This is a genomic window from Alcaligenes sp. Lyrl_28 (assembly GCF_051948705.1).
In the GTDB taxonomy this organism is placed as follows: domain Bacteria; phylum Pseudomonadota; class Gammaproteobacteria; order Burkholderiales; family Burkholderiaceae_B; genus Alcaligenes; species Alcaligenes ammonioxydans.
Genome location: NZ_JAYJLG010000004.1, coordinates 226,615 through 253,192 on the forward strand (window position 1 = coordinate 226,615; position 26,578 = coordinate 253,192).

The 26,578-nt window shown below is 58.0% G+C and carries 18 protein-coding genes and 1 tRNA gene; 2 read left to right on the forward strand and 17 right to left on the reverse strand.

Annotated features, from left to right (window positions below):
- Positions 1-3: 3 nt before the first annotated feature.
- From VF694_RS11675 to VF694_RS11710, 8 genes are all read right to left on the reverse strand, one after another.
- Positions 4-915 (reverse strand): ABC transporter ATP-binding protein, encoded by a 912-nt coding sequence (locus VF694_RS11675; protein WP_440164419.1) that lies wholly within the window; start codon positions 913-915, stop codon positions 4-6.
- Positions 899-2,239, reverse strand: coding sequence for a nitrous oxide reductase family maturation protein NosD (locus tag VF694_RS11680; RefSeq protein WP_440164420.1), 1,341 nt, complete (start codon positions 2,237-2,239; stop codon positions 899-901). The genes VF694_RS11675 and VF694_RS11680 overlap by 17 nt, the downstream gene beginning before the upstream one ends.
- Positions 2,240-2,246: 7 nt before the next feature.
- Positions 2,247-4,151, reverse strand: coding sequence for a TAT-dependent nitrous-oxide reductase (nosZ, locus tag VF694_RS11685; RefSeq protein WP_045929507.1), 1,905 nt, complete (start codon positions 4,149-4,151; stop codon positions 2,247-2,249).
- A gap of 62 nt (positions 4,152-4,213) precedes the next feature.
- Positions 4,214-6,475, reverse strand: coding sequence for a 4Fe-4S binding protein (locus tag VF694_RS11690; RefSeq protein WP_440164421.1), 2,262 nt, complete (start codon positions 6,473-6,475; stop codon positions 4,214-4,216).
- Between the two features lie 171 nt (positions 6,476-6,646).
- Entirely contained in the window at positions 6,647-7,741 is a 1,095-nt protein-coding gene (gene mnmH / locus VF694_RS11695; protein WP_440164423.1) for a tRNA 2-selenouridine(34) synthase MnmH, read from the reverse strand.
- Positions 7,741-8,775: a selenide, water dikinase SelD gene (gene selD, locus VF694_RS11700; protein WP_003805081.1), complete on the reverse strand. Its 1,035-nt coding sequence runs from the start codon at positions 8,773-8,775 to the stop codon at positions 7,741-7,743. The genes mnmH and selD overlap by 1 nt, the downstream gene beginning before the upstream one ends.
- Positions 8,776-8,845: 70 nt before the next feature.
- The gene (locus VF694_RS11705; RefSeq protein ID WP_003805079.1) at positions 8,846-9,934 is read right to left on the reverse strand and encodes a hypothetical protein; all 1,089 of its coding nucleotides are present in this window, start codon (positions 9,932-9,934) and stop codon (positions 8,846-8,848) included.
- 174 nt (positions 9,935-10,108) lie between these two features.
- Positions 10,109-12,091 carry a ligand-gated channel protein gene (locus VF694_RS11710; protein WP_440164424.1) on the reverse strand — a complete coding sequence of 661 codons (1,983 nt, stop codon included), beginning with the start codon at positions 12,089-12,091 and terminating at the stop codon, positions 10,109-10,111.
- Between the two features lie 529 nt (positions 12,092-12,620).
- On the opposite strand from VF694_RS11710, the gene VF694_RS11715 reads away from it, so the two are divergent.
- Positions 12,621-13,403, forward strand: a complete 783-nt coding sequence (locus tag VF694_RS11715; protein WP_440164427.1) for an aldolase — start codon at positions 12,621-12,623, stop codon at positions 13,401-13,403.
- Positions 13,404-13,467: 64 nt separating this feature from the next.
- Here VF694_RS11715 and VF694_RS11720 read toward each other — a convergent pair.
- The 7 genes from VF694_RS11720 to fdnG all read right to left on the reverse strand — a co-directional run bounded on the left by VF694_RS11720 (position 13,468) and on the right by fdnG (position 22,715).
- Positions 13,468-13,563: transfer RNA gene (locus VF694_RS11720), tRNA-Sec, on the reverse strand.
- A gap of 87 nt (positions 13,564-13,650) precedes the next feature.
- Positions 13,651-15,570, reverse strand: a complete 1,920-nt coding sequence (gene selB / locus VF694_RS11725; protein ID WP_440164429.1) for a selenocysteine-specific translation elongation factor — start codon at positions 15,568-15,570, stop codon at positions 13,651-13,653.
- Positions 15,567-16,985, reverse strand: coding sequence for an L-seryl-tRNA(Sec) selenium transferase (selA, locus tag VF694_RS11730; protein ID WP_440164477.1), 1,419 nt, complete (start codon positions 16,983-16,985; stop codon positions 15,567-15,569). The genes selB and selA overlap by 4 nt, the downstream gene beginning before the upstream one ends.
- Positions 16,986-17,069: 84 nt before the next feature.
- Positions 17,070-17,996, reverse strand: coding sequence for a formate dehydrogenase accessory protein FdhE (gene fdhE / locus VF694_RS11735; RefSeq protein ID WP_059318177.1), 927 nt, complete (start codon positions 17,994-17,996; stop codon positions 17,070-17,072).
- A gap of 77 nt (positions 17,997-18,073) precedes the next feature.
- Positions 18,074-18,727: a formate dehydrogenase subunit gamma gene (locus VF694_RS11740; RefSeq protein ID WP_003805069.1), complete on the reverse strand. Its 654-nt coding sequence runs from the start codon at positions 18,725-18,727 to the stop codon at positions 18,074-18,076.
- Positions 18,720-19,637: a formate dehydrogenase subunit beta gene (fdxH, locus tag VF694_RS11745; protein ID WP_003805067.1), complete on the reverse strand. Its 918-nt coding sequence runs from the start codon at positions 19,635-19,637 to the stop codon at positions 18,720-18,722. Before fdxH ends, VF694_RS11740 begins: the two co-directional genes overlap by 8 nt.
- 3 nt (positions 19,638-19,640) lie before the next feature.
- The gene (gene fdnG / locus VF694_RS11750; RefSeq protein WP_153008905.1) at positions 19,641-22,715 is read right to left on the reverse strand and encodes a formate dehydrogenase-N subunit alpha; all 3,075 of its coding nucleotides are present in this window, start codon (positions 22,713-22,715) and stop codon (positions 19,641-19,643) included.
- Between the two features lie 927 nt (positions 22,716-23,642).
- On the opposite strand from fdnG, the gene VF694_RS11755 reads away from it, so the two are divergent.
- Positions 23,643-24,062, forward strand: a complete 420-nt coding sequence (locus tag VF694_RS11755) for a helix-turn-helix domain-containing protein (RefSeq protein WP_440164430.1) — start codon at positions 23,643-23,645, stop codon at positions 24,060-24,062.
- 141 nt (positions 24,063-24,203) lie between these two features.
- Here the strand turns inward: VF694_RS11755 and VF694_RS11760 are convergent, their stop codons facing one another.
- Both VF694_RS11760 and VF694_RS11765 read right to left on the reverse strand, forming a co-directional pair.
- Positions 24,204-25,154, reverse strand: coding sequence for a carbon-nitrogen hydrolase family protein (locus VF694_RS11760; RefSeq protein ID WP_003805062.1), 951 nt, complete (start codon positions 25,152-25,154; stop codon positions 24,204-24,206).
- Between the two features lie 19 nt (positions 25,155-25,173).
- Positions 25,174-26,496 carry an MFS transporter gene (locus tag VF694_RS11765; protein WP_059318178.1) on the reverse strand — a complete coding sequence of 441 codons (1,323 nt, stop codon included), beginning with the start codon at positions 26,494-26,496 and terminating at the stop codon, positions 25,174-25,176.
- Positions 26,497-26,578: the final 82 nt, after the last annotated feature.

Consider the following 26,578-nt stretch of genomic DNA (forward strand, 5'->3'; position numbering starts at 1 on the left):
GGCTTAGTAATCCTCGCGCTTCAAAAAGTGCGCATACAACTCGTCCAGACCGGGGGATTCCAGCTCCAGGTCGGTCAATCCGGGGATGGCATGCGTTTCGCGCAGAATCTGGATTTTTTCGGCTTCGGTGCAATGACGTTCCAGACGATTGGTGCCGATGACATTCCAGTGCTGTGGAACAGAATCGGGGATCTGCTCCACGGTCAGGCGAATACGTACCGGCAAGCCAGCGTGTTGGCGCAGTTCGGACAAGGTGCCATCGGCAATCTTGCGTCCTTGTTGCATCACGATGATGCGGTCTGCCAGACGTTCCATCTCTGCCAGAGCGTGGGTGCTGAGCAGGATGGTGGCCCCGGCATCGCGCAGTTCTTGCACGATCTCGTAGAACAGCAGACGGGAGGCCGGGTCCAGTCCGGTTGTGGGTTCATCCAGCAAAAGCACACGGGGTTTGCCCAGCAGGGTTTGGGCCAGTGCCAGCCGTTGGCGCATGCCTTTGGAGTACGTGCCTACGCGTTTGTGAGCCGCTTGGGCAATGCCGACACGTGCCAGTAAAGCCTGGTTGTCACTGGTCGGCAGCCCTTTGAGGCGGGCGTAAAACGCCAGTGTTTCGGTGCCGGTCAAGGCAGGGTGCAAGGCGACGGTTTCAGGCAGGTAGCCGATATGGGCTCGCAGCCGGACAGCCTGGGATGAACCCGCATCGTGGTCCAGCAAGGTGACCTTGCCTTCATCGGCACGGATCAGGCCCAGAATCAGTTTGATGACAGTACTTTTGCCTGCGCCATTGTGGCCAGCCAGCACCGTGCATTGGCCGGGGTAAAGCTCGAAGTTCACCGCGTTGGCGGCACGCTGCTGGCCATACAGCTTGCTGACATTGGCCAGCGCGACGGGGGCCGTACAGTTATTGGATGGAGTCATGATTGGCCTTGTAGCGCTCCCAGACGGGATTGTCGGGCGCACGCATCAGCGGTGCGCTATCGATGATGCCGCCGGGCAAAATGGCAGGAAATTGGGTTTGCGCCCAGCGCACAATGGAAACGGCGGGGCTGTTCAAGAGCACGCGGGCCGAAGGGGCTCGCCACACCAGTTGTTCAATCAGGCCATTGGGGCGATAAGCGGTGTCACCGATGCCGTCACCGTTCAGGTCAAAGGCGCTGTGATCGCTCCAGTAATTGCCCCGGTCCTTGCTGGACCACTCCAGGTAGCGGGTGCCCACATACTTCACCTGATTCTGGTTCTGGATGAAGGCGTTTTCCGTGATCTCATTGCCTTCGGAACCGGCGGTGTAGTGCACCCCGATCTGGGTGTTCTGAATCAGGTTGCCGGAGATCTTGTTGAAGTTGGCGTTGTAGAGAAAAACGCCTTTTTCGGCCCCGTCCACGACATTGTCGATAATGGTCGATTGCTGGGCGGCGTTGAGCATCAGGCCTTGATGCGTGCTGTCGATGCTGATGTTTTCACGTACCGTCAGGAACTGCGAAAACATCAGGGCATAAGCAATGTCATTGCCTATGGAGACATTGCTGCTGACCTCGCTGTTATTGGTGTACATGTAGTGCACCGCATAGCGTAGCTGGGTAAAGCGGTTGTGGCTGAACACATTGTCGCGGCTGGTATTGGAAAAAATCCCGTCGCGACCCCAGGAAATATCGTTGTACAAGATGCGTGAGCCGGGGGAGTTCCAGACGGTCACGCCATTGCCACGCTCATTCAGACGCAGCTCTTTATTGCCCACGATAGTGTTGTGCTGCACCAGCGCGTTGTGGGGCCCCCAGACATATACCCCCACCAGATTGTCGAGGATGTCGTTGTTTTCGATCAGGGCGTTATGGGCGGGCTTGTCCAGGAAGATGCCCGCATCCATATCCGGCAGGCTCAAGCCGGAATTGCGCACGGTGATCTGACGTATCTGCACATCTTCCGCCTGGACCCACACCGTGCGACCTTCACGTTCGCCCATCAACACGGCTTGCCGGTTGCTGGGGCCTTGAAGCGTCAAAGGTTTGTTCACGATGATATTGCCCTGATACGTGCCGGGAGCCAGCATCAGGATGTCGCCGGCTTGGGCGGCATCGATAACGGCTTGCAGCGCGGTATCGGCAGGCACCTCAATGGTGGCCGCTTGAGCAGCCAGACCACTGGCCGCAAAGGCCAGGATCGTAAGCGGCTTGAAGGCCAGCCTCAGCACCAGGGTTGGGCTGAGGCATCGTGCACGGGCGGGGAGCAGGCGGAAAGGCTTCATGTCACCGTCAGGCTTTGGGTTTCACATTCATCTGACCGGACATTTCCATGTGCAAGGCGTGGCAGAACCACTGGCAGTAGTACCAATGCACACCGGGGCGAGAGGCCGTGAAGGTGACCGAGCTGGTTTGCTGCGGTCCAATTTCCATGGCCACGCCATAGCCAGACAGGGTGAAGCCGTGGGTCAAGTCTTCGATCATTTCCATATTGGTGACTACGACGGTGACTTCATCGCCCTGATTGACCTCAAAGCTGGGCACGGAGAACACGGGTGCCACGGCAGTCATGTAGACCCGAACCTTGTTGCCATCCCGGATGACCTTGGAGGCACCTTCCAGGGTGACGCCATCTTTCTCGGCCATCTTCCGTGCGCTGTCCCACCATGGATCGTCGCGAGTCCAGACGCGCTTGGGTCGTACTTTTTCGGCGGCAACCAGCAGCATGTCGTGCGGTTCGGCAAAACTTGGGCCATCGTGGACCAGCTTCATCACATCGCCTGAAATGTCGATCAACTGATCGTTCTCGGGTTTGAGCGGGCCTACGTTCAGGAAGCGGTCTTTGGAGAACTTGTTCAGCGACACCAGCCATTTGCCATCGGCCTCTTTGGTCTCGCCCATGGTGGTGTGGTTGTGGCCGGGCTGGTAGTGCACGTCCAGTTTCTGGATGATGGGGTCTACGTCCTTGCCCTGATACGCCTCGATGGCCTTGGCAATGTTCCACTTCACGATCTGGCTGTCGATAAACAGCGTGGTGTAGGCATTACCGCGGCCGTCATAGGCCGTGTGCAGTGGGCCTAGGCCCAGTTGAGGTTCTGCCACTACGCAGTCGCGTGGTTTGATCTTGTCGGCAAACAAGTCATCCAGGCGGCGCACGTCGATCATGGTGACGGTGGGCGAGAGCTTGCCGTTAAAGACCACGTGGATGCCATCGGGGGAGGCATTGCAACCGTGGGGGGAGTTGGGTACGGGGATGTAGCGGGTGTAGCGCGAGCCTTTGCGGCCATCCAGCACTTTGACGCCCTGCATTTCTTTGAAGTCGCCTTTCTTGACGCCGTCTTCAATGGCTTTCAGGTTGAACACCACGGCCCAGTCCTGCTCGTTGGCGCTCATCTCGCCTACATCTATTCCCTTTTCGGAGTTGTAGCAGGTGGAGAACGCGTACTTGCCCTGGTAGTCGGCGTCGCAATTGTCCAGGTTGCCGTCCACGATCACCTGCCAGGCGATTTCCATGGTGTCGCCATCAATGGCGGTAAACACCGAGAAATAGTTTTCCTTGGGGTTGCCAAAGATTGTGCCGTTATTGGGCAGCGGGACGATGTGCTCGCCGTTGCAGAACACATAGCCGGTGCGTGGGTAGCGTTGCGGGCGCAGGCCGTGGATACCGTCGGCATTGGGAATCTCAATGATCTTGTCGCACTTCATGACATCGCAGCGCACGCGAGCCACGCGGTTATTGGCCTTGTCGTTGATGTAGATGAAGCGCCCGTCATAGGTCCCGTCGGTAAAGGACATATGGGGGTGGTGAGCATCGCCATTGGGCAAAATGCCGCCCAGGGAGTCTGCAAACGCCAGGGTTTCAGGCGTCAGATTGGCGCGCATGATCTGGCGGCTTTCGTTGGTAATCCCCCAGCCGGTGGCACTACAAATATTGAAGATCGGGATGCGCATCAGTTCGCGCATGGAGGGCAGACCCATGATGCGGATCTCGCCGGACTGACCACCGGAATTAAAGGCGTAGTACTGGTCCAGCTCGCCCGGCTCAATATGGGCGCTTTGCCCGTTCGGCGCCTTTTTGGTATCGGCCAAGGCATTGCCAATGTGGGTGGCGCTGACCACAGCAGCGCCGGATAAGGCGGCGGTGCCCAAAAAGGCGCGGCGGCTCAGACCCTGTTTATCCTGCTTGTTCTCGGACATGGTGTGATTTTCCTTGTGTGTGATGACGTGACCGACTTGGCGCTGGGGCGCGCCCAGGCGTCTCACGGCGTGGCGGGGGTGGAATCGGTACTGTCTACGCTGCGTGGACGCACGGTAGGGCGGGCAGCAGCATCGTCTTGCAGCGAGCTGGCAACGGCAACGGGGGCCGGTTTATCTCGCTTGCGCTTGGCGATCTTTTGAATCAGGTGCGGGCATTTTTTCTCGTGGTGATACAGCATCTGGCAATTCAGACACTGGATACATTCGTTGGGGTTGATGGGGCCTTCGGGCTCGATGGCTTGTACGGGACAGTCGGTCGCACAGCGCTGACAGGGGTTGCCACACATGGGGTAGCGACGCAGCCAGTCAAAAATGCGCAGGCGGGCGGGGATGGCCAGGGCAGCGCCCAGGGCACAGAGATAGCGGCAGTAAAAACGCTCGATGAACAGGCTGGCAATCAGCAGCAGTACGGCAAAGATCGTGAAGGGCCAGTCGCGGATGAATTTCAGGATGATGGCGGTCTTGAAGGGTTCGACTTCGGCCATCTTTTCGGCCACGGCCATGTCGTACAGGGCAAAGCCAAACAGCAGAATGAAGGTCACGTACTTGATGGCTACCAGCCGTTTATGGGCGCTGTAGGCCACCTTGATCTGGGGAATGCGCAGGAAGCGGGCCAGCTTGTTGGCCAGCTCTTGCAGTGCTCCGAAAGGACAGAGCCAGCCACAGAAGGCGCCCCGGTTCCAGAAAATCAGGGAAATGGTGGTAGCAATCCACAGAATGAAGACCAGTGGATCCATCAGGAAGTATTCCCAGCGGAAATCGGTGCGCAGGGCGTGGGAGAACGTCAGTACATTCACCACGGACAATTGGGCCGAGGCGTACCAGCCAATCCAGACCAGGGAGAACAGCAGAAAGCCAATACGAAAGCGTCGGTAGAACACCTCGTGTTTTGTCAGCGTGTCCTGGAAGAAGAAGACTCCGCCCAAGGTCAGCAAAGACACCAGCAGCACGGCAATTTGTACCTTCTTGCCAGCCCAGATTTGCTTGTACAAAGGCTCGCTGGCGGTTTCCAGGTCATCGTGCTCTGCGGCTTCGGGGGCCGCTGCAGCGGCTGCTGGAGGGGGCGCCGTCAAATAGGAGTCAGGAAGCTGGTAATTCAGGTTCAGCGTGACAAAGGCTTTGTCTTTGACGCTAAGCACACGCTGTACCAACAGTTGCAGTCGCCAGGGTAAAACAGGATCAAAGGTGGCGGTAGCAGGGATCTTGAACAGGGCGGCTTCTTTGAAATCCGGAGCGCCTGCGGCTTTCACGCCGGGCAGACGTTGGTGATCCAGGTCGGTGAAGTGAAAGCTGTCCAGGTCCTGGATGATTTCGATGCGGTCAAAAATCCCGCCTCGCACATAGCCCGATCCCTTGAAGGAATACAGCCCATTGCCCACGACCAGCATGGCCTGCTGGCCGGGTTTCAGTTCTTGTTGCAGGTAGTTGTAATCGGCCTCGCCTAACAGGCTTTGTCCAATGCTGGGCACGCTGACCAGGGCGGCGTACAGGTCGATAAAGGTGTCTTGTGGATCGCCTTCCTGAGGATGGGCGGCGGCCTCTGTACGGCCATTATCAATAAAGGCCTGGTTGATGTCGGCCACGCTGACATGCAGGCGTTGGATGGCACCGCTTTGGAGCAGTTCGTCCCAGCTGGAAATGGTGTGGTTGCTGGTATCTATGCTGCGCTTGACGGCGACGGGTGCCGTGGCGGGGGCGGCAGGCTGGCCTATGCCTTCTTGCCGGGCCACCAACTGAGAAGAGCGCATGATGCTGTCGCCCACGACCATCAAGGTCACGGTGGCACCGCTGATGATATCTACGGGTGGCGGTGCGCCGGGTTTGGGGCGGTTCTTGATGTAGTTCTGGCCGATATAGCCTTGAATAAAGGCTTCGACGCGCGACTCCGGAATACCGATCAAGACAATGGGTTCATGGTGTTCCAGCAGCTTGGCGGCGACGATGCTGCCATCCATGCTCATGGCAACCAGAGTGTCGATGGGGAAACTGGAATAGCCGCGGGTGTTGACGATGTCGGTCGTCACATAGACATACCCTAGCTGCTCCTGATCTTTAAATACCTTGGCGACAGGCAGCGAGCCTGCGGGCTCGCTGGTGTGGGTGGCGGTGGGAAAGATCTCGTTGAGGGCAATGTCCGGAAGGAAGTGGGCAATGCGCGACGTGGAGTGTGCGGAAGTGCTGCTTAAACAGGCTGCCAGCAGGAAAAGCAGGAGCCAGATAGTACGTAACTGGACATGCCGGGCCAAGCGATTGAGGGACGTCATTTCTTACCACCTGCAACAAGATTCTTGCGAGATGGTAGGGGTTATCCTTTGTTTGCTCTTTGTGTCAGAGCAAGGACAGATTCTGACAAGAGTGGGTGTGGGTCGGCGTCAGTCAGCTCTTGATCTGTGAGAAATGATGGCAGGCTTTGCTGGCCGGGCTTTAGATGGGGTTCAGCTTTGGTGACGCAAATAATTCAGGACCGCGTCGGCATCACCCTGAAAAATGACCCGATCTTTTTTTTGCTCGCGCTGATAGCTGTACATGGGGTCGTAGTATTGCGTCAGCAGGCCCCCAACCCAGTCGCGGTGGTCGTCCAGCGCGCCACTACGCTCTTGTTCCTGCAAGGCGGCGTCCATGATGGCTGATAGTTGCTGGTAGCGTTGATGACCCAGCCGTTTGGTGATGCGGGCCAGGCTTTGACGCAGTTGCTCGGCAAACAGCGCAAAGCCGGTTTGCGGGTCGTGCTGCTGTGTAAACTCCGCGTGCAGATTCTGAACGTAGTCGCGCACGATGCGCGTAATGCGGTTTTCCAGACTGTCTTCCAGCCAGATAATGGGCCACTGCTGCATGCCACGATACAGGCTCAGTGGCAGGCTGCAACGACCAATAGTCTGGCTTTCATCTTCCAGCACAAAGCCTTGATGCCCTTGTGCGGTTTTCTTGAGCATGGAAATGGACAGGCGGTGTTCAAAGTCGATCTGGCTGGGTTGGCCAGTGGCATGTTTGCCAAAGCTGGAACCGCGATGGTGGGCATAGCCCTCCAGATCCAGACTGTGATCAAGTTGCTGCAGCACATCAGTTTTGCCTGTACCTGTCATGCCCCCCAGAATCTGAAAGCGGGCACTGCTGACGGTTTGTTCCAGATTGTTCAGTAAAAAGCCGCGCATGGCTTTATAGCCCCCTACCACACGGGGGTAGAGGATGCCTGCCTCTTCGCGTAGCCAGGTTTGTGTGATCTGGCTACGCAGGCCGCCCCGAAAGCAATAGAGGTAGCCTTCAGGGTGCGTCTGTGCAAACTGCACCCAGGCTTGCAGACGGGCTGCTTTAATGGAACCGCTGACCAGTTTGTTACCCAGGGCGATGGCCGCTTGCTGACCATGCTGCTTGTAGCAAATCCCGACTTGATGACGTTCTTCATCGTTCATCAGGGGCAGGTTCAGTGCGCCGGGAAAGGCCCCTTTGCTAAATTCGACCGGAGCGCGAGCGTCCATCAAAGGTACATCATTCAGGAACAGCTCGCGGTAGTCGTGGGTGTCAGGGCGCATCAAGCAATTTCAACAGCGTAGGTGTTGGCGGGGATGAATTCCCCGATGGCGTCCAGTTTCAAACCCAGTTCGGCCGCCATGGTCATGAATTCGGCCGTGGCAGAAGGCTCCACAGCGATCAGCAACCCACCGCTGGTTTGCGGATCGCACAGGATGTTGATCTGGTCCTGGCTGATGGTGGCAATGCGGTGGCCGTAGCTGTCAAAGTTACGTTGGGTTCCGCCGGGGACGCAGCCTTGTTCCAGATAGTATTCAATGCCGGGCAACAAAGGGACGCGGTCCAGATTCAAACGGGCAGTCAGGCCGCTGCCATCGGCCATTTCAATCAGGTGACCCAGCAGACCAAAGCCCGTTACGTCCGTCATGGCTTTCACGCCGGCCAGTTGGGCAAAGCGGCTACCGGGCTTGTTCAGCGTACACATCCAGTCGCGAGCCAGATTCTGGTCTTCGGGGCGCAGCTTGGCCTTTTTTTCGGCTGTGGTCAGAACACCGATGCCCAAAGGCTTGGTCAGATAAAGCTGACAGCCCTCGGTGGCGGTGTCGTTGCGCTTTAACTGTGCTTTATCCACGACGCCTGTAACGGCCAGACCAAAAATAGGTTCGGGCGCGTCAATGGAGTGGCCTCCCGCCAGGGCAATGCCGGCAGCATCGCAGGCGGCGCGTCCGCCACGCACCACTTCGCGCGCGATTTCCGGAGACAGCACGTTGATGGGCCAGCCCAGAATCGCAATCGCCATGATCGGCTTGCCACCCATGGCATAGATATCGCTGATGGCGTTGGTAGCGGCGATGCGCCCGAAGTCATACGGGTCATCCACGATGGGCATGAAAAAATCAGTGGTCGAGACGACGCCTGTTTCCTCGTTCAGGCCGTACACGGCGGCATCATCGCGGGAGGTATTGCCCACCCACAGATTCGGGTCCAGATTCTGGGCGCCACTGCCGGCCAGGATAATGTCCAGTACCTTGGGAGAGATCTTGCAGCCGCAACCGGCTCCATGGCTGTATTGGGTCAGACGAACGGGGGTATCCATGAGCACGCACCAGGAAATAGGTTGAAGGTGAAATGATACTAAATTGCCTGTGGGTCCTGCAGGCTTTTAGCTAGGGGAAGGGGAGCGGACGGACACGCTGCGCGAGCTGGTCGGTGGCCACCCATTGAGCAAACTGCTCGCCCAGGCGCTGGCTTTGTTCCACCGAGTTTTGCCAAGCCTGACGCCGGTCTGCATCCGATAAACGCTTGTAGTCGGACCGGCTGGGAATTTTGCACTCGTTCAGCCGCTGATAAAAGCGGGGTGTGGGACAGAGCAAAACCAGCTTGTCCAGGCTATGTGGCCGACGTGCCTTTTGCCAGCGTGGCAGGTATTTGTCGAACCAGCTGGCACTGATGTTCTGGGTGAAATGGGGAAACAGGCTCAGGCCGGGGCCCTCCAGATCCAGTGCGCAAAAGTTGTAATCGACCAGACCGCCATCCCGGTAGAGCCCGGCAGGCCAGTTGTGAGCGGCATCCACCCCGTCAATCACAAGTGGTATCGCGGTGCTGGCTGCCAGGGTCTCGAACAGATTGTGTTCGTCCAGCGCGGCATAGCGAGCCTGTTTTCGATGCTTGTCCTCAATCGGCAAGGGGCTGCGGGTGTCATGCACAATGACCCGCTCAAAAAACCAGTGAGGGATGGCAGGATGGACATAGTTTCCGACCATGCAGCCCAGCAAGGCTGCGCCGAGCTGCCTGGGGTTCCGAGAGCTGGCCCAGCCTTTGCTGCGTGCAACGGTGATGGCAAAGCGATAACGTGGGTGGTTCAGGATGGCCGCCTGGGCGTCCGCGTTCCCCAGCAAGGTTCGGAGCATGCCCTGCGTCGAGCGCGTAATGTCCGCCACGGTGGATTGGGGCATAAACGGGCTGTGTATGTAAAGCTGGGCAAAGTCCGCAAAGGCTTTGTAGGGATCGTTCTGGGCGGCGCAGGCAAAGCGCCAGGAGGCAATCGAGCTGCCAAACAGCCAGAGCGGCTCGTCATGGGTGTTGAGCCAGTCTCCAAACAGATACTGATCCAGCCCGGTCAGTGCCAGGGCCTTGGGCCCTCCGGCGCTGCCAATCAGCGTGCTGATGTCTTTGGCATGCAACCCATGGTTTTGAATGTGACGATAGGCATGAGGGCCAGCATAGATCGCAAGATCAGGCTCGACGGACGACAAGGTCAGCTCCCGACTGTGGTGACTCAGGCGCCAGAAAACTGGCGAACAAGGCTTTAGTCTAGCGCTGTTGGGGCGCAAGGAAGCGCTTATCTGTCGGGTAAGAGGTGCGAATGCCGTGGAGAAATAAAAATGGCCGGCACCCGAGGTGCCGGCCATTGGCGGGGGGCAAGGTTTTTAGAAACGCAGGCCTACGCCCAGCCAGTAACGGCGGCCATCTTCCACGTAGCTGTAGTCTTCATAACGGACTTGTTTATCCAGTACGTTGTAGATGCCTGCGTACAGGTCTACGTTCTTGTTCAGCTTGTAGGTGCCGCCCAAGTCCACGAAGGTATAGGACGGAGCGCGTGTGCTGGAAGAGGAAGCCGAGCTGACTGGCTCGCTTTCTTTGCCACGGTAGTTCACGCGTGCCCATGTGCTGATCTTCTCGGTCGGGCGCCAGTCCAGGCTGACATTGGCCATGTGCTTGGGCATCTGATTCAGAGGCTGACCTTCGTTAGGACCGCTCTTTTGCTTGGAGTCGGTGTAGGTATAGTTGGCCTTCAAGGTCCAGTCCTTGGCCAGATCCCACGTGAAATTGGTTTCAATGCCGCGAGTGACTGCCTTGTCCACGTTTTCGTAGGTGGTTGGGTTGGAACCAAACTGGTTGGGACCGTCAGTGCATTTGGTGCTCGGGCACGACACGCGGGTGATCTTGTCCTTGAAGTCGTTGTTGAACAGGGTCACGCCGGCAGAAAAGCCTTCCAGCGTGTCATACATCACCCCAAATTCCTGGGACAGCGATTTTTCTGGCTTCAGATCAGGATTGCCGTACATATTGCCACCGCGGCTGACCTGGCCCCAACCGGGGATGGTTTGCCGCAAGTCGGGGGCACGAAAGCCTGTGGACACCCCGCCTTTGATCGTCCAGTTGTCGGTGGCCGACCACACACCATAAATACGAGGGCTGACGTGCTTGCCAAAGTTTTCGTCGTGGTCGTAGCGCAGGCCGCCAGTCAGGGCAAAGCGGTTGGTCAGGCTCCACTCATCTTCCATGAACAGCGCCCACTGGGTGCGTTTGATGCGGCTGATGCCCGTGGTGAGCTGGTTACCGGTTTCATCGTTCAGCTTCTGATGCTGGTAAGAAGCACCGATAGTCAGCAAATGATCCCCCAATGGAGCGACCCAGGCGGTACGTACATCGGTGTTTTTGATGCGCATATCCCGTGACTTGTTGTTGAAGTCTTCCTGCTGCACGTAGGTGTCGGACGTGGCAAAGCCCCAGTTGCCGTTGTGGGTCAAGGATACTTTCTCACCGCGGTAATCCGTTTCGGAGCTGGCGGGGCAGCCAAAGCGACCGCAAGCGGTACCCGGAGCCACGGGTTCGACGGTTTTACCCAGCGTGGAGTTGTATTTTTGACGCTTGCTGCTGCCTTCCAGCACAAAGCTGTGGTTGTCCGAAGGAGTCAGGCTCAGCTTAGCCCCGACTTCAAAGGACTCACGCTTGCGATAGCCGTTGTAGATATCGTCTTCTTGACGATTGGTCTGCTGACCATAGACTTGCAAACCCAGCAGGCCGTCTTTGATCGGCCCGCCCAGCATGAAGTTGCCTTGGAAGATATCGCCGGAGCGGCTATGCGATTGCAAGGTGCTGTCCAGGCGGACGGCTCCCCCCCATTGCTTGGGCACCTTGCGGGTAATGATGTTGATTACACCGCCCATGGCGTCGGAGCCATACAGTGAGGACATAGGGCCACGCACCACTTCGATACGTTCAATTTCGGTCAGGGGAGGGGTCCAGCCGCCTTCCACACCGGAAGAGTCCGAGTTGGTTCGTGTTTCGGTAGAGCTTTGGCGTTTGCCGTCGATGAGGATCAGCGTGTACTTGGAGCTCATGCCGCGAATCGTAATGTCACGACGGTCGCCACCGCCCGTCACAATCACGCCGGGTACATCTGACAGGGCGTCGTAGGCATCGCGGTAAAACTTGTTTTCCAGGTCCTCGCGGGTAATGACGGTAATCGAAGCCGGAGCTTCTTTAATATCCTGCTCAAAGCCCGAAGCGGTTACGACAACAGGGCTAAGTTGAACGGGTGTGCTGTCTTGAGCAACTGCACCACTGGCAGCAAAAACGCTTGCCAGAACGAGTGGCAAGCGCTTTACGGTAAAGAGAGATTTCATTGACGACTTCCAATTTGTGTCTGTTTTTAGCGTGTGCTGCGGTTGCCTTGCTCTTACTGGCCGTATTCCCCGTACAGCGACATTAATGATACCCATTCTCATTTTCAATTCAAAAGCAAAATGCAGTATTGGTATTAAAAATGAGAATAATTGCTAAACGCGTTGCTGGGTTGCAACATAACTGTAACGTCAACGGCGGAAGGCGGAGAGCACCACGGTCAAGCGGTCAGCGTTGGCAGCCCGAAATCAGTCTTGAAAGCCTATGGTTCGTAAGGAAATAGGGTTTCCTGATTGACAGGATTTGGCTTTAAAGGAAACATGCTTGCTTGAAGAAGTAGTCAGAACAATTCCAAACAACACGCTCTTCATCTCGTGGATACGGCCCATGCTGTATCAGCCTTCACAGCAGTTCTTGGCCTGGGCCAGGATCGCCATCACTGAAGCGACTTCTTTTCAATTGCGCAGGGGCCTGGTTCAAGCACGAGGCTCTGTGTCTTTGGATGCTCCAGGCTGTTCACAAGGAATACTCATGACTACGACGATGGATTTGTCCAAATCAACGTTGATCGCTCGCGCGCAGGAACAGATGCAGGCTCAGTTTCAGGTTCCGGAACGCAGTGTTAGAGAAAAGTTGGCCCTGACCTGTCGAATTCTGTTTGACGGCGGTCATGACTCCGGCTTGGCGGGACAAATTACAGGGCGGGGCAAGCAGGAAGGTACCTATTTCACCCAGCAGTTAGGCTTGGGCTTCGATGAGATCAGTGTGTCCAATATTTTGCTGGTGGATGAGGACCTGAGGGTTCTGGAAGGGCAGGGCATGCCTAATCCGGCGAACCGCTTTCACTCCTGGGTGTATCGCGCACGACCCGACGTCAATTGCATTATCCATACCCATCCTTTGCATGTGGCGTCCTTATCCATGTTGGGCGTGCCTTTAGAAGTCTCTCATATGGATAACTGCACGCTGTACGAGGACTGTGCTTTCCTGAAAGACTGGCCTGGCTTGCCTGTCGGCAATGAAGAAGGGCAGATCATCTCCCAGGCCTTGGGTAACAAGCGTGCGATTTTGCTGGCGCATCACGGCATGTTGATTGCGGCCGGCTCCATCGAAGAAGCCTGTGTGCTGGCCTTGCAGTTCGAGCGTGCCGCGCGGATGCAGTTGCTGGCTATGTCTGCCGGGCAGATCAAGCCGATTCTTCCGGAGCTGGGGCGAGAGGCACATGACTGGATCTTGCGCCCTCGCCGGTCCGAGATTGGCTTCGAGTATTACGTGCGCAAGGCTTTAAAGCATCATGCCGATGCACTTGAGTAAAACCCAGGGGTGAATAGTCTTGGGGGCGTTTGAGATCGCAGGCGATCTCTCGCTCAAAGGCAGGTGGCGGAAAGCAGCAGGAGTCGAACCTACCTGGGAACGTCTGACGCCCCCAACCGGGTTTGAAGCCCGGCCGTGCCACCGGGCACGGATGCTTTCCTTCAAGAGGCCCTATCATACGTTAGGGCCGGTCAGGCTTCAACGATCGGGGAGCCGTCTGCTTCGGCACCCACTTCGCGCTTTTGGTTCAATCCGCTGCTGCCCAGGCCTCGCCTCGTAAAACATGGCGATCACGCACCCGTCGTGTATAGCCGATACGATCAAAAAACTCCAGAATCTGAATGGCCCGTTTGCGGCCCAATCCGGTTGCGTCCCGAAACTGGGCGGCGCTGACTCCTTGACCCGTGTGCAGTTCCTCGACGATGTGGGCCAGAGCCGCAATCTGACGACGGTGGTAGAACAGATCATGCACGACCTGAAACAGTTCGCCTTGGCGGACCAGTCGGCGCAGCACGTTGCGCGTCTGCTCCTCGGGCGCCTCGGTTTCTTTGGCCAGATCGCGTGTCCAGGGTGGATCGAAGCGGCCAGCGTCGATTAACGGCAGCAGGGCTGCGGCCAGGATTTGATCATCGGGACTGAGCGTGACGCGGTGCCCTGGGGTATGCAGCCAGGCACCCTGTCGAGCCAGGCGCTGTTCTGCCAGCAGATGCTCGCTTAAGAGTTGCCAGACCGCGTCGGGCATGGTGGGTGCCGCCATGCGGCGCAAGCGGCTGACGGACAGGCCCGGTTCGTCCGGATAGCGCTCATGAAACTGCAGCATCACGCTTTCTACGTGTTGGCAGAGCGCTTCCAGGCGTGCATCACCGAGCAAAATAGGCTGACTTTGTGGGCGGGACCCGGTGTGCCAGCGGGCGTTTGCAGGAGCGATCAAGCGGTGCTGCGTTCCACCCGACAGACGTAGGAGCGTTGCTTCGTCCAAGCCGTAAGGTGCGTGGGCCAGCAGGCCTTCCAGTGGTCCGCCGCGCGCCCATTGTGTCAGGGCGTCCAGCCAGGACAGTCGTGTCGTAGAGCGTCGTTTGCGGTCTGGTGCATTCGGGTCCAGCACAATCCCGCCACCGACTGTTTCGCTGGCCTGTGCGTTGCGCAAGATAAAGCGTTCACCGGTCATGGAGCAGATAGGTCGGTCAAAGACCAGTTGAACCTTAGCGGTCTGACCGGCTTGCAAGGCGTCGCCCTCCAAAGGCACGGCATGGGCTGTCAGGTGCGCGGCGCCCAGGTGCACATGCCAGGGCGACCAGGTACGCAAGGCGGGCATGTCCTTGTCCAGCAGGCTCAGTTCCACGTCGATACGTGTAGAAGGGATAAAACAGCGGGCGTCGGCCAGCCAGTCGCCACGCTCGATATCCTGCACATCGATCCCACCCAGGTTCAGGGCGCAACGCTGTCCGGCGCGGGCCTGGCGTGAGGCCCGGTTCTGAGCATGAATACTGCGTACCCGTACCGGCGTGCCGCGTGGCATCAGGTGCAGGTCTACCGGGGGGCCATCCAGATCCAGCGTACCGTCATGCACGGTGCCGGTCACCACTGTCCCGTGGCCCTGCAAGGTGAACACACGATCAATGGCCAGACGGAAATAACCTTGCCCTTCCTGCCGGGTCGATTGCATGGCCTGCGTATGCAGATGCTGGCGCAGCGCTTGCAGGCCGGGATGCTCCTCACTCAAGGCATCCACCACAAAGACAGGTGCCTGTTCCAGAAAGGTGCCGTGAGCAAGCGCTCGTAGTTCCGCCTTGACCGATTCAAGGCGAGCGGTATCGGCCCGATCGGCCTTGCTCAGTACGAGGGCTCCGGCATTCAAGCCCAGCAATTGCAGCACGGCCAGATGTTCGCGGGTCTGTGGCATGACACCATCATCTGCCGCCACGATCAGCAAGCCAAAATCAATGCCCGTGGCACCTGCAACCATGGTGTGTACCAGGCGCTCGTGGCCGGGCACATCAATAAAGCCCAGGATCTGGCCGTCGGGCAGAGGCGTGTAGGCATAGCCCAACTGGATGGAGATGCCGCGCTTTTTTTCCTCCTCCAGACGATCGGTATCCACGCCCGTCAAGGCGCGGATCAAAGTGGTTTTGCCGTGATCGATATGGCCTGCAGTACCAACAATCATGCTTGCTCGGGATTCAGTTGTGCGCTGAGCAACGGTTCAGCGTGTTCTTCCAGACAGCGCAGGTCGAGCCAGAAGGCATCTTGCGCAATGCGTCCGATGACGGGCTGGGGCAAACTGCGCAGGCGTTCTTCCAGTTGGGTCAGATGGCGGCCCGGACGGCCCGGCCCTTTGTAGGCAAAGCGCAGCCCGAAGCTGGGCAGCACATCTTCGGGCAACGCCCCGCTGCCAATCTGGCTCAACATGGCAGTGGGTTCGACAGCAAATTGTGTGCCCACCCATTGCTGCAGGACTGGTGCCAAACGCAGTGCCTGGGCGCGCATTTCAGCCGCAGGTCGGGTCAGCAGACGCAGGGTAGTCAGATGCTCGGGCAAGCGCTCTGGCGAACGGTATAAGGCCAGCACGGGCTCCAGTGCTGCCAGCGTGATTTTGCCTACACGCAAGGCGCGTTTGAGCGGGTTCTTCTTGATCTTGGCGATCAGATCGGCGCGGCCTACGATCAGGCCTGCCTGTGGGCCACCCAACAGCTTGTCACCGCTGAAAGTCACGATATCGGCGCCCGCTTCGATGGTTTCGCGCACGGTAGGCTCGGGTGGCAGGCCCCATTGGCTTAAATCAACCAAGGTGCCACTGCCCAGATCGACGCTGGTGGGCAGGCCGTGCTTCTTGGCGATCTGTGCCACTTCCCTTACCGAAACGCTTTTGGTGAAACCTTTGACGGCGTAGTTGCTGCAATGCACCTTCATTAACATGGCGGTGCGCTCGTTGACGGCGTTGTCGTAATCGGCCGCATGGGTACGGTTGGTGGTGCCGACTTCATGTAAAAGCGCCCCGGCGCGTTTCATGATGTCGGAAATGCGAAAGGCTCCGCCAATTTCAACCAGCTCGCCGCGTGACACCACGGTTTCGCATTGGGGACTCAGGGTGCTGAGCATCAGCAGCACGGCAGCTGCATTATTGTTTACGACAGTAGCGGCCTCGGCGCCAGTCAGTTCGCACAGCAAGGGGCTGATCAGGTCATCACGGTCGCCTCGCCCCCCGGTTGCCAGATCAAATTCCAGATTGGCGGGTGAGCGCATGGCCTGGACAACGGCCTGAATGGCGTCCTCTGGCAACATGGCACGCCCCAGATTGGTGTGTAGCACGGTGCCGGTCAGATTAAAGACCGGGCGCAGCTTTAAGCGGGACTCTGCTTGCAACTGTGCTTGCAGGGCTTTGGCGAGCTGCGCGGGCTCCAGATCCTGGGGGCTTAGCGCACCCTTTAACACCGCTTCCCGCAGTGCCTGCAAATGACCGCGAGTGTGTTGACTGAGGCGGGAGTGGCCAAACTGGCGCAGCAAAGGCTGGAACTCTGACGAGCGCAGCAGGCGGTCCAGGGAGGGGATGTGGGCGGGGGAGAGTTCGGGAGTGGGGCTCATCATTCAAAGGCAGGCAAAGTCTGTGGGCAAGGTCTCTCGGCTACGCCTTGCGTGCACGACAGCAAGGCGTAGGGGAATCTTAGCTTAAGACTGCTGCCAAAGAAGGGGATTGCCGCTGGCACGGGAATAACCTGCTTCGCCCATCAAGACATCCAGAGCCAGACTGGCCAGATCATCGGCAACCGGGTCAATGCCCAGCTGTTTTTCCTGATAGAAGATTTTGCGGTAGGTGTGGCAGTTGTCACAGGACTCGGCCTTGATTCCTTCCGGGCCATCCTCGATCGCGTGGTAAGCCACGCCTTTGGTGCTTTCGCAGTGCGAGCAGGTGACTCGCACCAGATGCCATTCCACGCTGCAGCGAGGGCAACACATATAACGGCAACCGTCTTCACGACCACCGACACGCACCACACTGGATACGGGCAGGCTGCCGCAGGACGGGCACACGCCAAAGGGGCTGGTGACCGACAGTTGGCCTTCGGTCAGCGAGCAGGCCAGGTGCGTCCAGTACACCTGCAAGGCGGCCATGACAAAAGGGGCCGCGGCGCCCTCTTGTTCCGGCAGTTGTTCGGCCAGAATCGCGTCAGCCAGGTCTTCCAGCTTTTGCGGATCGGACTGGGCTGCTTTCAGCAGGCCCTGGCAGACCTCTTGCGCGGGAGCGGGCACGTCCGGGTTCTGGATCATGTGATTGAGCAGGTTGCTCAAGATGCTGAGCCACTGCGGATCGCGCTTCCAGCCCGAGGCCAACAAGGGCGGCATGCCGTGCCGTTGGGCCGTTTCCAGCACATCAGCGGGCAGCTCAGTGGGGGAAAGGGCGCTTAGTTGCGTGTGCTGGCCGTCCACCAGGTGCGCCAGCAACTGCAGATAGGCGCCGACGGGGTTGTCGGCAGCCAGTTGACGCAGACGCGCCGCCCGGTCCGCAAAAACGCTGGCTCGCACAGGCAGGCGCAGTCGGGGGATGGAGGTGTGGTCCAGACTTTCAATTTCGCCGCGCGGAAGGATGCGTTGCAAGACAGACTCCTGAAAACAAGGCTGCCATGCCCGAAATGGCGCATGGCAGCCGGGTTACTGATAAAGCAGATTACCGCTTATTTGGCGGAACGGCGTTGACCTTTTTCCATTTCCTCACGGAACCAGGCGCGGTGGTGTTTCCAGGCCCAGGCGCGGGTCACCGTGCCGCGGGTCATGGCCTTGACCGAACCCTTGACCCAGATCCCAGCGTAGATGTGCACGATAATCGCGCAAATCATCAGCAAGGCGCAGGCCGCGTGCAGCACGGAGGCCAGACGGATGGCCCAGATGGGGAAGAAGGCGGAAAAGTATTCGCGCCACATCACCACACCGGTTGCCAGCAGGCCAATCATGAAGATTACCAATGCAAAAAACAGGATTTTTTGCCCGGCGTTGTAGCGCCCAACCTCGGGGATACGCTCGTCCTTGGCGTCCAGTACGTCCTTGAAGTGACGCAGCCAGGCTGCGTCACCCTTGGAGAACATATTGTGCCGCACCATGCGAGCCGCAAACAGGAAAAAGCACACAAACATCACCACGCCAATGAATGGGTGAAGAATGCGTGTCCAGGGCCCGCCGCCTAGCAGATGGCTCAGCCAGAACATGGACGGATGAAACAGCGCCAGACCGGACAAGGCCAGCAGCACAAAGCTGATGGCAATGATCCAGTGATTGATGCGCTGACTGGTGGTGTAGCGCTGAATCAGGTCCTTGCGGTTGTGATCAGTCATGGTGGGCCTCCTGGATCTTGCGTGCTTCCTCGTCGGCGCGGCGCTCGTCTTCCTCGTCAGTCTCGTTAGGACCGGTTCGGATGTAGTGGAAGAAACCAATCAGGGCGGTCAGTGCCATGGCCGCGACCCCCAGGGGCTTGGCCACGCCCTTCCACAACGAGACCATCGGGCTGATTTGCGGATCTTTGGGCAGATCGCTGTACAGCTCGGGCTTGTCGGCGTGGTGCAGCACGTACATGACGTGGGTGCCGCCCACGCCGGCCGGATCGTACAGGCCGGCATTGTCAAAGCCACGCGATTTCAGGTCTTCGATACGCTCGGCCGCGTGCTGCTGCATGTCTTCTTTGGTTCCGAAGACAATTGCGCCAGTCGGACAGGTCTTGGCACAGGCCGGCTCCTGACCAACAGCGACACGGTCCGAACACAAGGTGCACTTGTAGGCCTTCTTGTCCTTTTCCGAAATGCGAGGCACATCGAAGGGACAGCCGGTTACGCAATAGCCGCAGCCAATGCAGTTTTCCTCGTGGAAATCGACGATGCCGTTGGTGTACTGCACGATGGCGCCCGGCGAGGGGCAGGCCTTCAGACAGCCCGGGTCCTCGCAGTGCATGCAGCCATCTTTGCGAATCAGCCATTCCAGATCGCCAGCGGGGTTCTCATACTCCGCAAAACGCATGATGGTCCAGGACTTGTCGGTCAGGTCGGCCGGGTTGTCATACACCCCGACGTTGTGGCCGATTTCGTCACGCGTATCGTTCCATTCCATGCAGGCGACCTGACAGGCCTTACAGCCAATGCACTTACTGGTGTCGATCAGCTTGGCCACCTCTCCGCCCACGGGCTCGCGCACGCTGGGCGATGGGGTGGTGGTTGCGGAGAGCCGTTTGATATCAAGTGATTGCAAGGCCATGGCTTACTCCTTAACCTTTTCAAGTTGAACCAGGAAGGCCTTGGTCTCCGGCGTTTGCGAGTTGCCATCGCCTACTGGCGGGGTCAGCGCATTGATCAGGAAACCGGGTCTGGCCAGACCCACAAAGCCCCAGTGCAGCGGGATTCCCACCTGATGGACGATCTTGCCATCCACGTTCAGGGCCTTGATGCGTTTGGTCACCACCGCCACGGCCTTGATGTAGCCACGGTTGGAGGACACCTTGACGCGGTCGCCCTGCACAATGCCCACTTCCTTGGCCAGTTCCTCGCCAATTTCCACAAACTGTTCGGGCTGCACGATGGCGTTGAGCTTGACGTGCTTGGTCCAGTAGTGGAAGTGCTCGGTCAGGCGGTAGGTGGTACCCACATAGGGGAACTTGTCTACCGTACCCATGGCGGCCAGGTCGTCCTTGAAGATACGGGCTGCCGGGTTGGTGATGGCACGAGGCTCATCAGGGCTGAGCGGGTTGTAGCTCAAGGGGCTTTCAAAGGGCTCGTAATGCTCGGGGAACGGGCCCTCCGCCATGCCTTTACGGGCAAAGAAGCGGGCTACCCCTTCGGGGTTCATGATGAACGGTCCCATGCCGTCAGCCGGGTTCTCATCGGCCTTGTAGTCAGGGATATCCGCCCCCACCCAGCGCTTGCCGTCCCAGTGAATCAGCTTGCGGCGCGGGTCAAACGGTTTGCCGTTCAGGTCACAGGAAGCCCGGTTGTAGAGCACCCGGCGGTTCGCTGGCCAAGCCCAGGCCCAGTTTAGCGTCTGGCCGATGCCGGTCGGGTCGCTATTGTCGCGGCGAGCCATCAGGTTGCCTTGCTGCGTCCAGGCGCCGGCATAGATCCAGCAACCGCTCAGCGTGCTGCCGTCGTCGCGCAGTTCGCCAAAACCATCGAGCTGCTCGCCGGCCTTGCGCGTGATCTTGGTCGGGTCCTTGGGATCGACCAGATCGACCAGGGCACGTCCGGAATACTCCTTGGCCAGTTCAGCGGCGGTCGGATCGTCCGGATTGGAGTAGGGCCAGGACAGGTTCAGGATCGGGTCAGGGAAGGCGCCGCCTTCTTTCTCGTACAGCGAGCGGATACGCGTGAACAGCGTACTCATGATTTCAATATCGCTCTTGGCCTCGCCCGGTGGGTTGGCGGCCTTCCAGTGCCATTGCAGCCAACGGCCCGAGTTCACCAGTGCGCCTTCTTCCTCGGCAAAACAGGTGGTGGGCAGTCGGAAGACTTCGGTCTGGATGGAGGCGGTATCGACATCATTGTGCTCGCCGTAGTTACGCCAGAACTCCGACGTTTCCGTGACCAGCGGGTCCATGATGACCATGTACTTGAGCTTGGAGAACGCACGCAGCAGCTTGGCCTTGTAGGGCGCTGCCGCCAGGGGGTTGAAGCCCTGACAGATATAGCCTGTCATCTTGCCTTCGTCCATCAGCTCGAACACCTGCAGCATGTCGTAGAGCTTGTCCAGCTTGGGCAGGTAATCGTAGGCCCAGTTGTTGTCGGCCTGGGCGGCATCACCGAACCAGGCTTTCATCAGGCTGACATGGAACTTCTTGTAGTTTCGCCAGTAGCTGAGCTGATTGGGACGTAGTGGCTGTTGGGCGCGCGCGCCAATATAGCCGTCAAAATCCTTCTCGGCCTGGTTGGGCAAGGTCAGATAGCCGGGCAGCAGGTTGGACATCAAACCCAGGTCCGTCAGGCCCTGAATGTTGGAGTGCCCGCGCAGCGCGTTCATGCCACCGCCGGCAATACCAATATTGCCCAGCAGCAACTGCACCATGGCGCCGGTACGGATGATCTGCGAACCAATACTGTGTTGCGTCCAGCCCAGTGCATACAGAATGGTGCCTGCACGACCGGGCTCTGCGGTCGAGGCCAGCATCTCACAGACTTTCAGGAATTTGTCCTTGGGCGTGCCGCAGACGCGTTCCACCATCTCGGGCGTGTAGCGCTCGTAGTGTTTGCGCAGCAACTGGTAGACCGAGCGGGGGTGCTGCAAGGTGGGGTCGGTCTTGACGTAGCCGTCCTCGCCCAGCTCGTAGTCCCAGGAGGACTTGTCGTAGCTGCGTTTTTCTTCGTTGTAGCCCGAATACAGCCCCTGCTCGAAGTCAAAGTCCTCGCGCACGATAAAGGGCATATCGGTGTAGTTGCGCACGTACTCATGCTGGATCTTGTCGTTATCCAACAGGTACTTGATGACGCCACCCAGGAAGGTGATGTCGCTGCCAGTACGTATAGGCGCGTAAAAATCCGCCACGGATGCCGAACGCGTAAAGCGTGGATCCACGACGATCAGTTTTGCATTGTTGTGTGCTTTGGCCTCGGTTACCCATTTGAAACCACAGGGGTGCGCCTCGGCTGCGTTGCCGCCCATAATCAGCACAATATCCGCGTTCTTGATGTCGACCCAATGGTTCGTCATCGCTCCACGGCCAAACGTCGGGGCAAGACCTGCCACCGTCGGGCCGTGTCAGACACGTGCTTGGTTATCGAACGCCAGAACACCCATGCTGCGGATGACTTTATGGGTGACGTAACCCACTTCGTTACTGCTTGCCGAGGCAGCCAGCATGCCCGTGGTCAGCCAGCGGTTCACCACGGTGCCATCGTCGGCAGTGGTCTGGAAGTTGGCGTCGCGGTCTTCCTTCATCAGCTTGGCAATACGCGAGAAAGCGTCTTCCCAGGAGATGCGTTCCCACTTGTCCGAGCCGGGGGCACGGTATTCCGGATATTTGAGTCGGTTGGGGCTCTTGATGAAATCCACCAGGCCAGCGCCTTTGGGACAGAGTGTGCCGCGATTGACGGGGTGATCGGCATCGCCTTCGATGTGAACCACGCTGGGCTCGGCATTCATGGCGCCGTCACCGCGAGAGTACAGCAGTACCCCACAGGCAACAGAACAATAAGGACAGGTATTTCGCGTCTCTGTCATGCGGGTCAGTTTGTACTGCCTGACTTCCGCCATGGCGGGGGTGGGCGCAGCGCCCAGCAAGACCATGCTGGAGCTGGCCAGCGAGGCCCCCGTCACTTTGAAGAACTGACGCCGATTCATGTTAACCATGCGGCTCTCCAATAGGATGTGTTTTCGTGTTTGAAATCTGCAGGGGGTGGCCTTATGAGCGTTGCCCCTGTTTTATAGTTGAACAGTATAAGCGTTGAGCGTATGCCTTACTGTCCAAAGCGCGTACCAAATTGATCAAGGACGATCTTGATTCTATTGAGGTTTTCACGCCGAAGCCGCAAGTGTAGTCGGTGATGCGGGTATTCACCTACTATTTGCATGGGATTTTTTGAAATATGCCGTGTGTTTGAAGGAGTCGGTCTGAAAGTAACCGGATAGTCAATGCGCACGAGGAGCAGAAGCGGGGTCCAGTGATCTCAGAGGTGCTTGCAGGCGGCAGAGCGCTGTTAAATGGCCTCTGGCTCAGCCCAACACACCGTTTTGTATCTTTAGCAATAATAGGTGCCCGTCTTGGTGTATTGGGCACGGCGTAGAGTCTGCGGGCAAATAGTCAGGGGTAAAGACAGAGGGCTAGCTGTGGCTTTATGGCTATTCGGGACAAGGTCGCATGGCGCGTGAGCGGCTCACCATCGACGCGCCGTGTGAACAGGCATTTGTACATACATGGCTGGGGTATCGGCGTGCGAGGGGTTGATGTTTTGAGCCGAACCCGGATTTGTTGGCTTCGGATACGCTGGCCAGTTATCAGTTACATGACTGGACGCCCGTTGTCGGAGATGAGGCTTACGTATTTGGCGACAGCTAGGATGAAAATACAGCTTCTGATCTTTTACCTAATCTCTCGGGCTGAGTTCAAGCGTCAGGCCGTTTACTTAGGATATTAATTTCCGTTTAGATGTTTTTGTTGATCTCTTTCGGCTGGCAGTACGGTCTGGTAGAGCTTTCAGAATTATCTGACATCTCTGTAGGAAGCGATGTAGTAAGTTCAGGGTTAACTCATTTTCTTAAATCCTTGGATTGTCATCCATGATGAATACATACTTGTTGACTACAGAAGATATTGATCCTCGTACGCTGCCTGAGCAGGCTGTGTTGTATGGACATCTGTTAACGCGTGATTCCATGCGGGACGAGTGTTTGCGCAAGGTGATGGCAACCCCGCGCTTCGTGCATTCTGACAAGGGCATTCCGTATGTGGTGTTAAAGGACATGTGTACACATCATTGGACGCTGATTCGAGCGTGGAGAGAGTATTTGGAGATCAAACGGGAACGCCTAGCGGGGCGGATAGGGATCAGTGTGGCAGCGTACATGAGGATCGAAGAGGGGGCTGTACCGTTGAGTCCGAAAATGCTGTCTCAGTTGGCTGAGGGCATGGGGCTGAACGAGACACAGTTACAGATGTCTCGTTATCAGCCCGTTTTGGATCTTTTAACGTTAAGTTAGTGGCTATTGCAAAAAAGAAATTCGATCGGGAAGGCATATCTTACCGACAGCAGGCTACGTAAGTACGATGCGACAGATCCGACCCCTCAAATAATACGCGTAATCAGGCCGCTTTCTCTTACGACGCAGGGCGTCGCGGTTTTACTCGTCTGAGTTTTCGGTTTGCAGCCTTACTACCTGTTTGGCACGGGTGTCCACATGCAGGGAGAAGATATCGGGGCGCGAGTAGTGGCCGTAGACATCAAAGTCCAGATTGGCCTGCTTGAGCAAATCCATGTCCAGCTCGGCGTACAGCTCGGTTTCTTCGTCGAATACCGGGCCGGCCAGCACTTGGCCGGTAGGGCTGACGATCATGCTGCCGCCATGCATGACGTAGCTGTCCGGTGCAAATTCGCCGGGCAGAGCAAATTCCTTCTGAAAGGCGTCGGGATAGGCGTTCAGGCGGATGGCCTGGCAGGCGGACAGCACAAACACGCGGCCTTCGACGGCAATGTGGATCATGGACGAGGCCCAGGTGGGGCGATCGTCAGCAGTAGGAGCGCAGTAGATTTCAGTACCCTGGGCGTACATGGTCTGACGCAGGGCCGGCATATAGTTTTCCCAGCAGATCACACTGCCAAGACGGCCCAGTGGCGTGTCGACTGCCCCCATGGTGGAGCCATCGCCAAACCCCCATACCAGACGTTCCTGTCCGGTAGGCATCAGCTTGCGGTGAATGCCCACCACGCCTTTGCCGGGAGCCAGCGTCAAGGCGGTGCAGTACAGGGTGCGACCCATTTTTTCGATTACGCCCATCACGGTGTAGACACCGGTCTGGGTGACCGCCTCGGCCAGGGCTTCCAGTTCAGGGCCGCCCAAGGTGACGGCACCCTCAACGTACCGTTGATACAGGGCGCGGCCTTCGGGACGACGATTGCCGATCACGCTGCCAAAGCTGATGCCTTTGGGGTAGCCCCCCAGAAAGGCCTCGGGAAAGACCGCCAGTGTGGCGCCGTTGGCCGCAACGCGCTGCAAGATAGTGGCGGCTTTGTCGACACTGCTGGCAGAGTCAAAGGGAATGGATGCCGCTTGTATAACAGCAACTTTGCTCATAACTACTCTCCTTTAGGGGTTAGCCCGCGGACAGGTCCACATGTTGAGTTTCGGGCAGGCGGGTATACAGAATCAGCAAGCTCGCCAGGGATACCGCGGCCAGATACCAGGCCGGTACGTTGGGGTTTCCGGTGTACTGGATCAGAGCCGCGGCAATGAAGGGGCCCGGTCCGGCCAACAGAGCCGATGAAACGTTGTGGCCCAAGGCGGCGCCGGTGGAGCGGATTGACGCCGGGAATACTTCCACCAGCAGCACCACGTTCATGACGGCGGAGATGGCTACCAGAAAGGCCAGAATGGTCAGCCCAAGCAGGATCAGGGCCGGTTTGCCAGTGTTCATCAAGAGGAAAATCGGGTAGGCCATGACGGTCAGGCCAGCGGCGGCAAACAAGGCCAGCTTGCGTCGTCCGTAGCGGTCCGAGAAACGGCCAACCAGCGGGTGCAGGATGCAATACACCACCAGGGACGCACTGCACAGCCACAGGGCATTTGTCTTGCTCAGCCCCAAAACGGAGACCAGGTGGTTATTGGCGTAGGTGATGAAGAAATACAGCGACACCAGAAACAGGGCCGAAAATGCGAAGGACAGGACAAAGGCATTGAACTTGTCTTTGGACGAAACCCGCTCCAGGGTGTGGTTGGCCTTCTTTTCCTGCAGCTCGTGATAGACCGGCGTGTCATTGAGCTTGCGACGGATAAAGACGGCAATGAACGTCATCACAATGGACAGCACAAAAGGTACACGCCAGCCCCAGCTGTAGACTTGCTCATCGCTCAGGTTGGCATTGATGGCGGCTGCTGTGGCGGTCCCCACCAGAAAAGCGATACCGGCGGTAAAGGTGACCACGCTGGCGGCACTGGCGCGACGATGGGCGGGGGCACTTTCCACCAGGAAAATACCGGCTGCCGACCATTCTCCGCCCACCATCATGCCTTGCAAAAAACGCAGGATGACCAGCAGGATAGGCGCTGTGATACCCAGGGTGGCGTAACCGGGCAGCAGGCCAATCAAGGTGGTAAAGACGCCCATGCCAAAGACGGTAATCATCAGCACGGTCTTGCGCCCGAAGCGGTCACCAATGGGACCCAGAATCAGTGCACCAAAGGGACGTGAGACAAAGCCCACCGCAAATACGGCCAGGGACGACAACAGGGAAACCCCGGCGGCGTCGGATGGAAAATAGATGCTGCCAATGACGGCTGCAAAGTAGCCGTAAATCGCGAAATCAAACCATTCCATAAAGTTGCCGATACCTACGGCAAGCACTTGTTTTCGGCTCAGACCCGGCTGGCCTGGGGGGGCCGGTTTGGCGTGGGAAGGGGCGGTGGTAGCAGTGCCCATAACAATCTCCTCGAGTGGGGCAGGTATGTACCTGGCCCTTATTGTGGTTGTGGCTGATTTTTAGTCTAATCAAGCCAAATAA

Coding starts and splice junctions, on each gene's coding strand:
- VF694_RS11675 (WP_440164419.1), bottom strand. CDS start 915: ATGACTCCATCCAATAACTGTACGGCCCCCGTCGCGCTGGCCAATGTC.
- VF694_RS11680 (WP_440164420.1), bottom strand. CDS start 2,239: ATGAAGCCTTTCCGCCTGCTCCCCGCCCGTGCACGATGCCTCAGCCCA.
- nosZ (WP_045929507.1), bottom strand. CDS start 4,151: ATGTCCGAGAACAAGCAGGATAAACAGGGTCTGAGCCGCCGCGCCTTT.
- VF694_RS11690 (WP_440164421.1), bottom strand. CDS start 6,475: ATGACGTCCCTCAATCGCTTGGCCCGGCATGTCCAGTTACGTACTATC.
- mnmH (WP_440164423.1), bottom strand. CDS start 7,741: ATGCGCCCTGACACCCACGACTACCGCGAGCTGTTCCTGAATGATGTA.
- selD (WP_003805081.1), bottom strand. CDS start 8,775: ATGGATACCCCCGTTCGTCTGACCCAATACAGCCATGGAGCCGGTTGC.
- VF694_RS11710 (WP_440164424.1), bottom strand. CDS start 12,091: ATGAAATCTCTCTTTACCGTAAAGCGCTTGCCACTCGTTCTGGCAAGC.
- VF694_RS11715 (WP_440164427.1), top strand. CDS start 12,621: ATGACTACGACGATGGATTTGTCCAAATCAACGTTGATCGCTCGCGCG.
- selB (WP_440164429.1), bottom strand. CDS start 15,570: ATGATTGTTGGTACTGCAGGCCATATCGATCACGGCAAAACCACTTTG.
- selA (WP_440164477.1), bottom strand. CDS start 16,985: ATGAGCCCCACTCCCGAACTCTCCCCCGCCCACATCCCCTCCCTGGAC.
- VF694_RS11740 (WP_003805069.1), bottom strand. CDS start 18,727: ATGACTGATCACAACCGCAAGGACCTGATTCAGCGCTACACCACCAGT.
- fdxH (WP_003805067.1), bottom strand. CDS start 19,637: ATGGCCTTGCAATCACTTGATATCAAACGGCTCTCCGCAACCACCACC.
- VF694_RS11755 (WP_440164430.1), top strand. CDS start 23,643: ATGATGAATACATACTTGTTGACTACAGAAGATATTGATCCTCGTACG.
- VF694_RS11760 (WP_003805062.1), bottom strand. CDS start 25,154: ATGAGCAAAGTTGCTGTTATACAAGCGGCATCCATTCCCTTTGACTCT.
- VF694_RS11765 (WP_059318178.1), bottom strand. CDS start 26,496: ATGGGCACTGCTACCACCGCCCCTTCCCACGCCAAACCGGCCCCCCCA.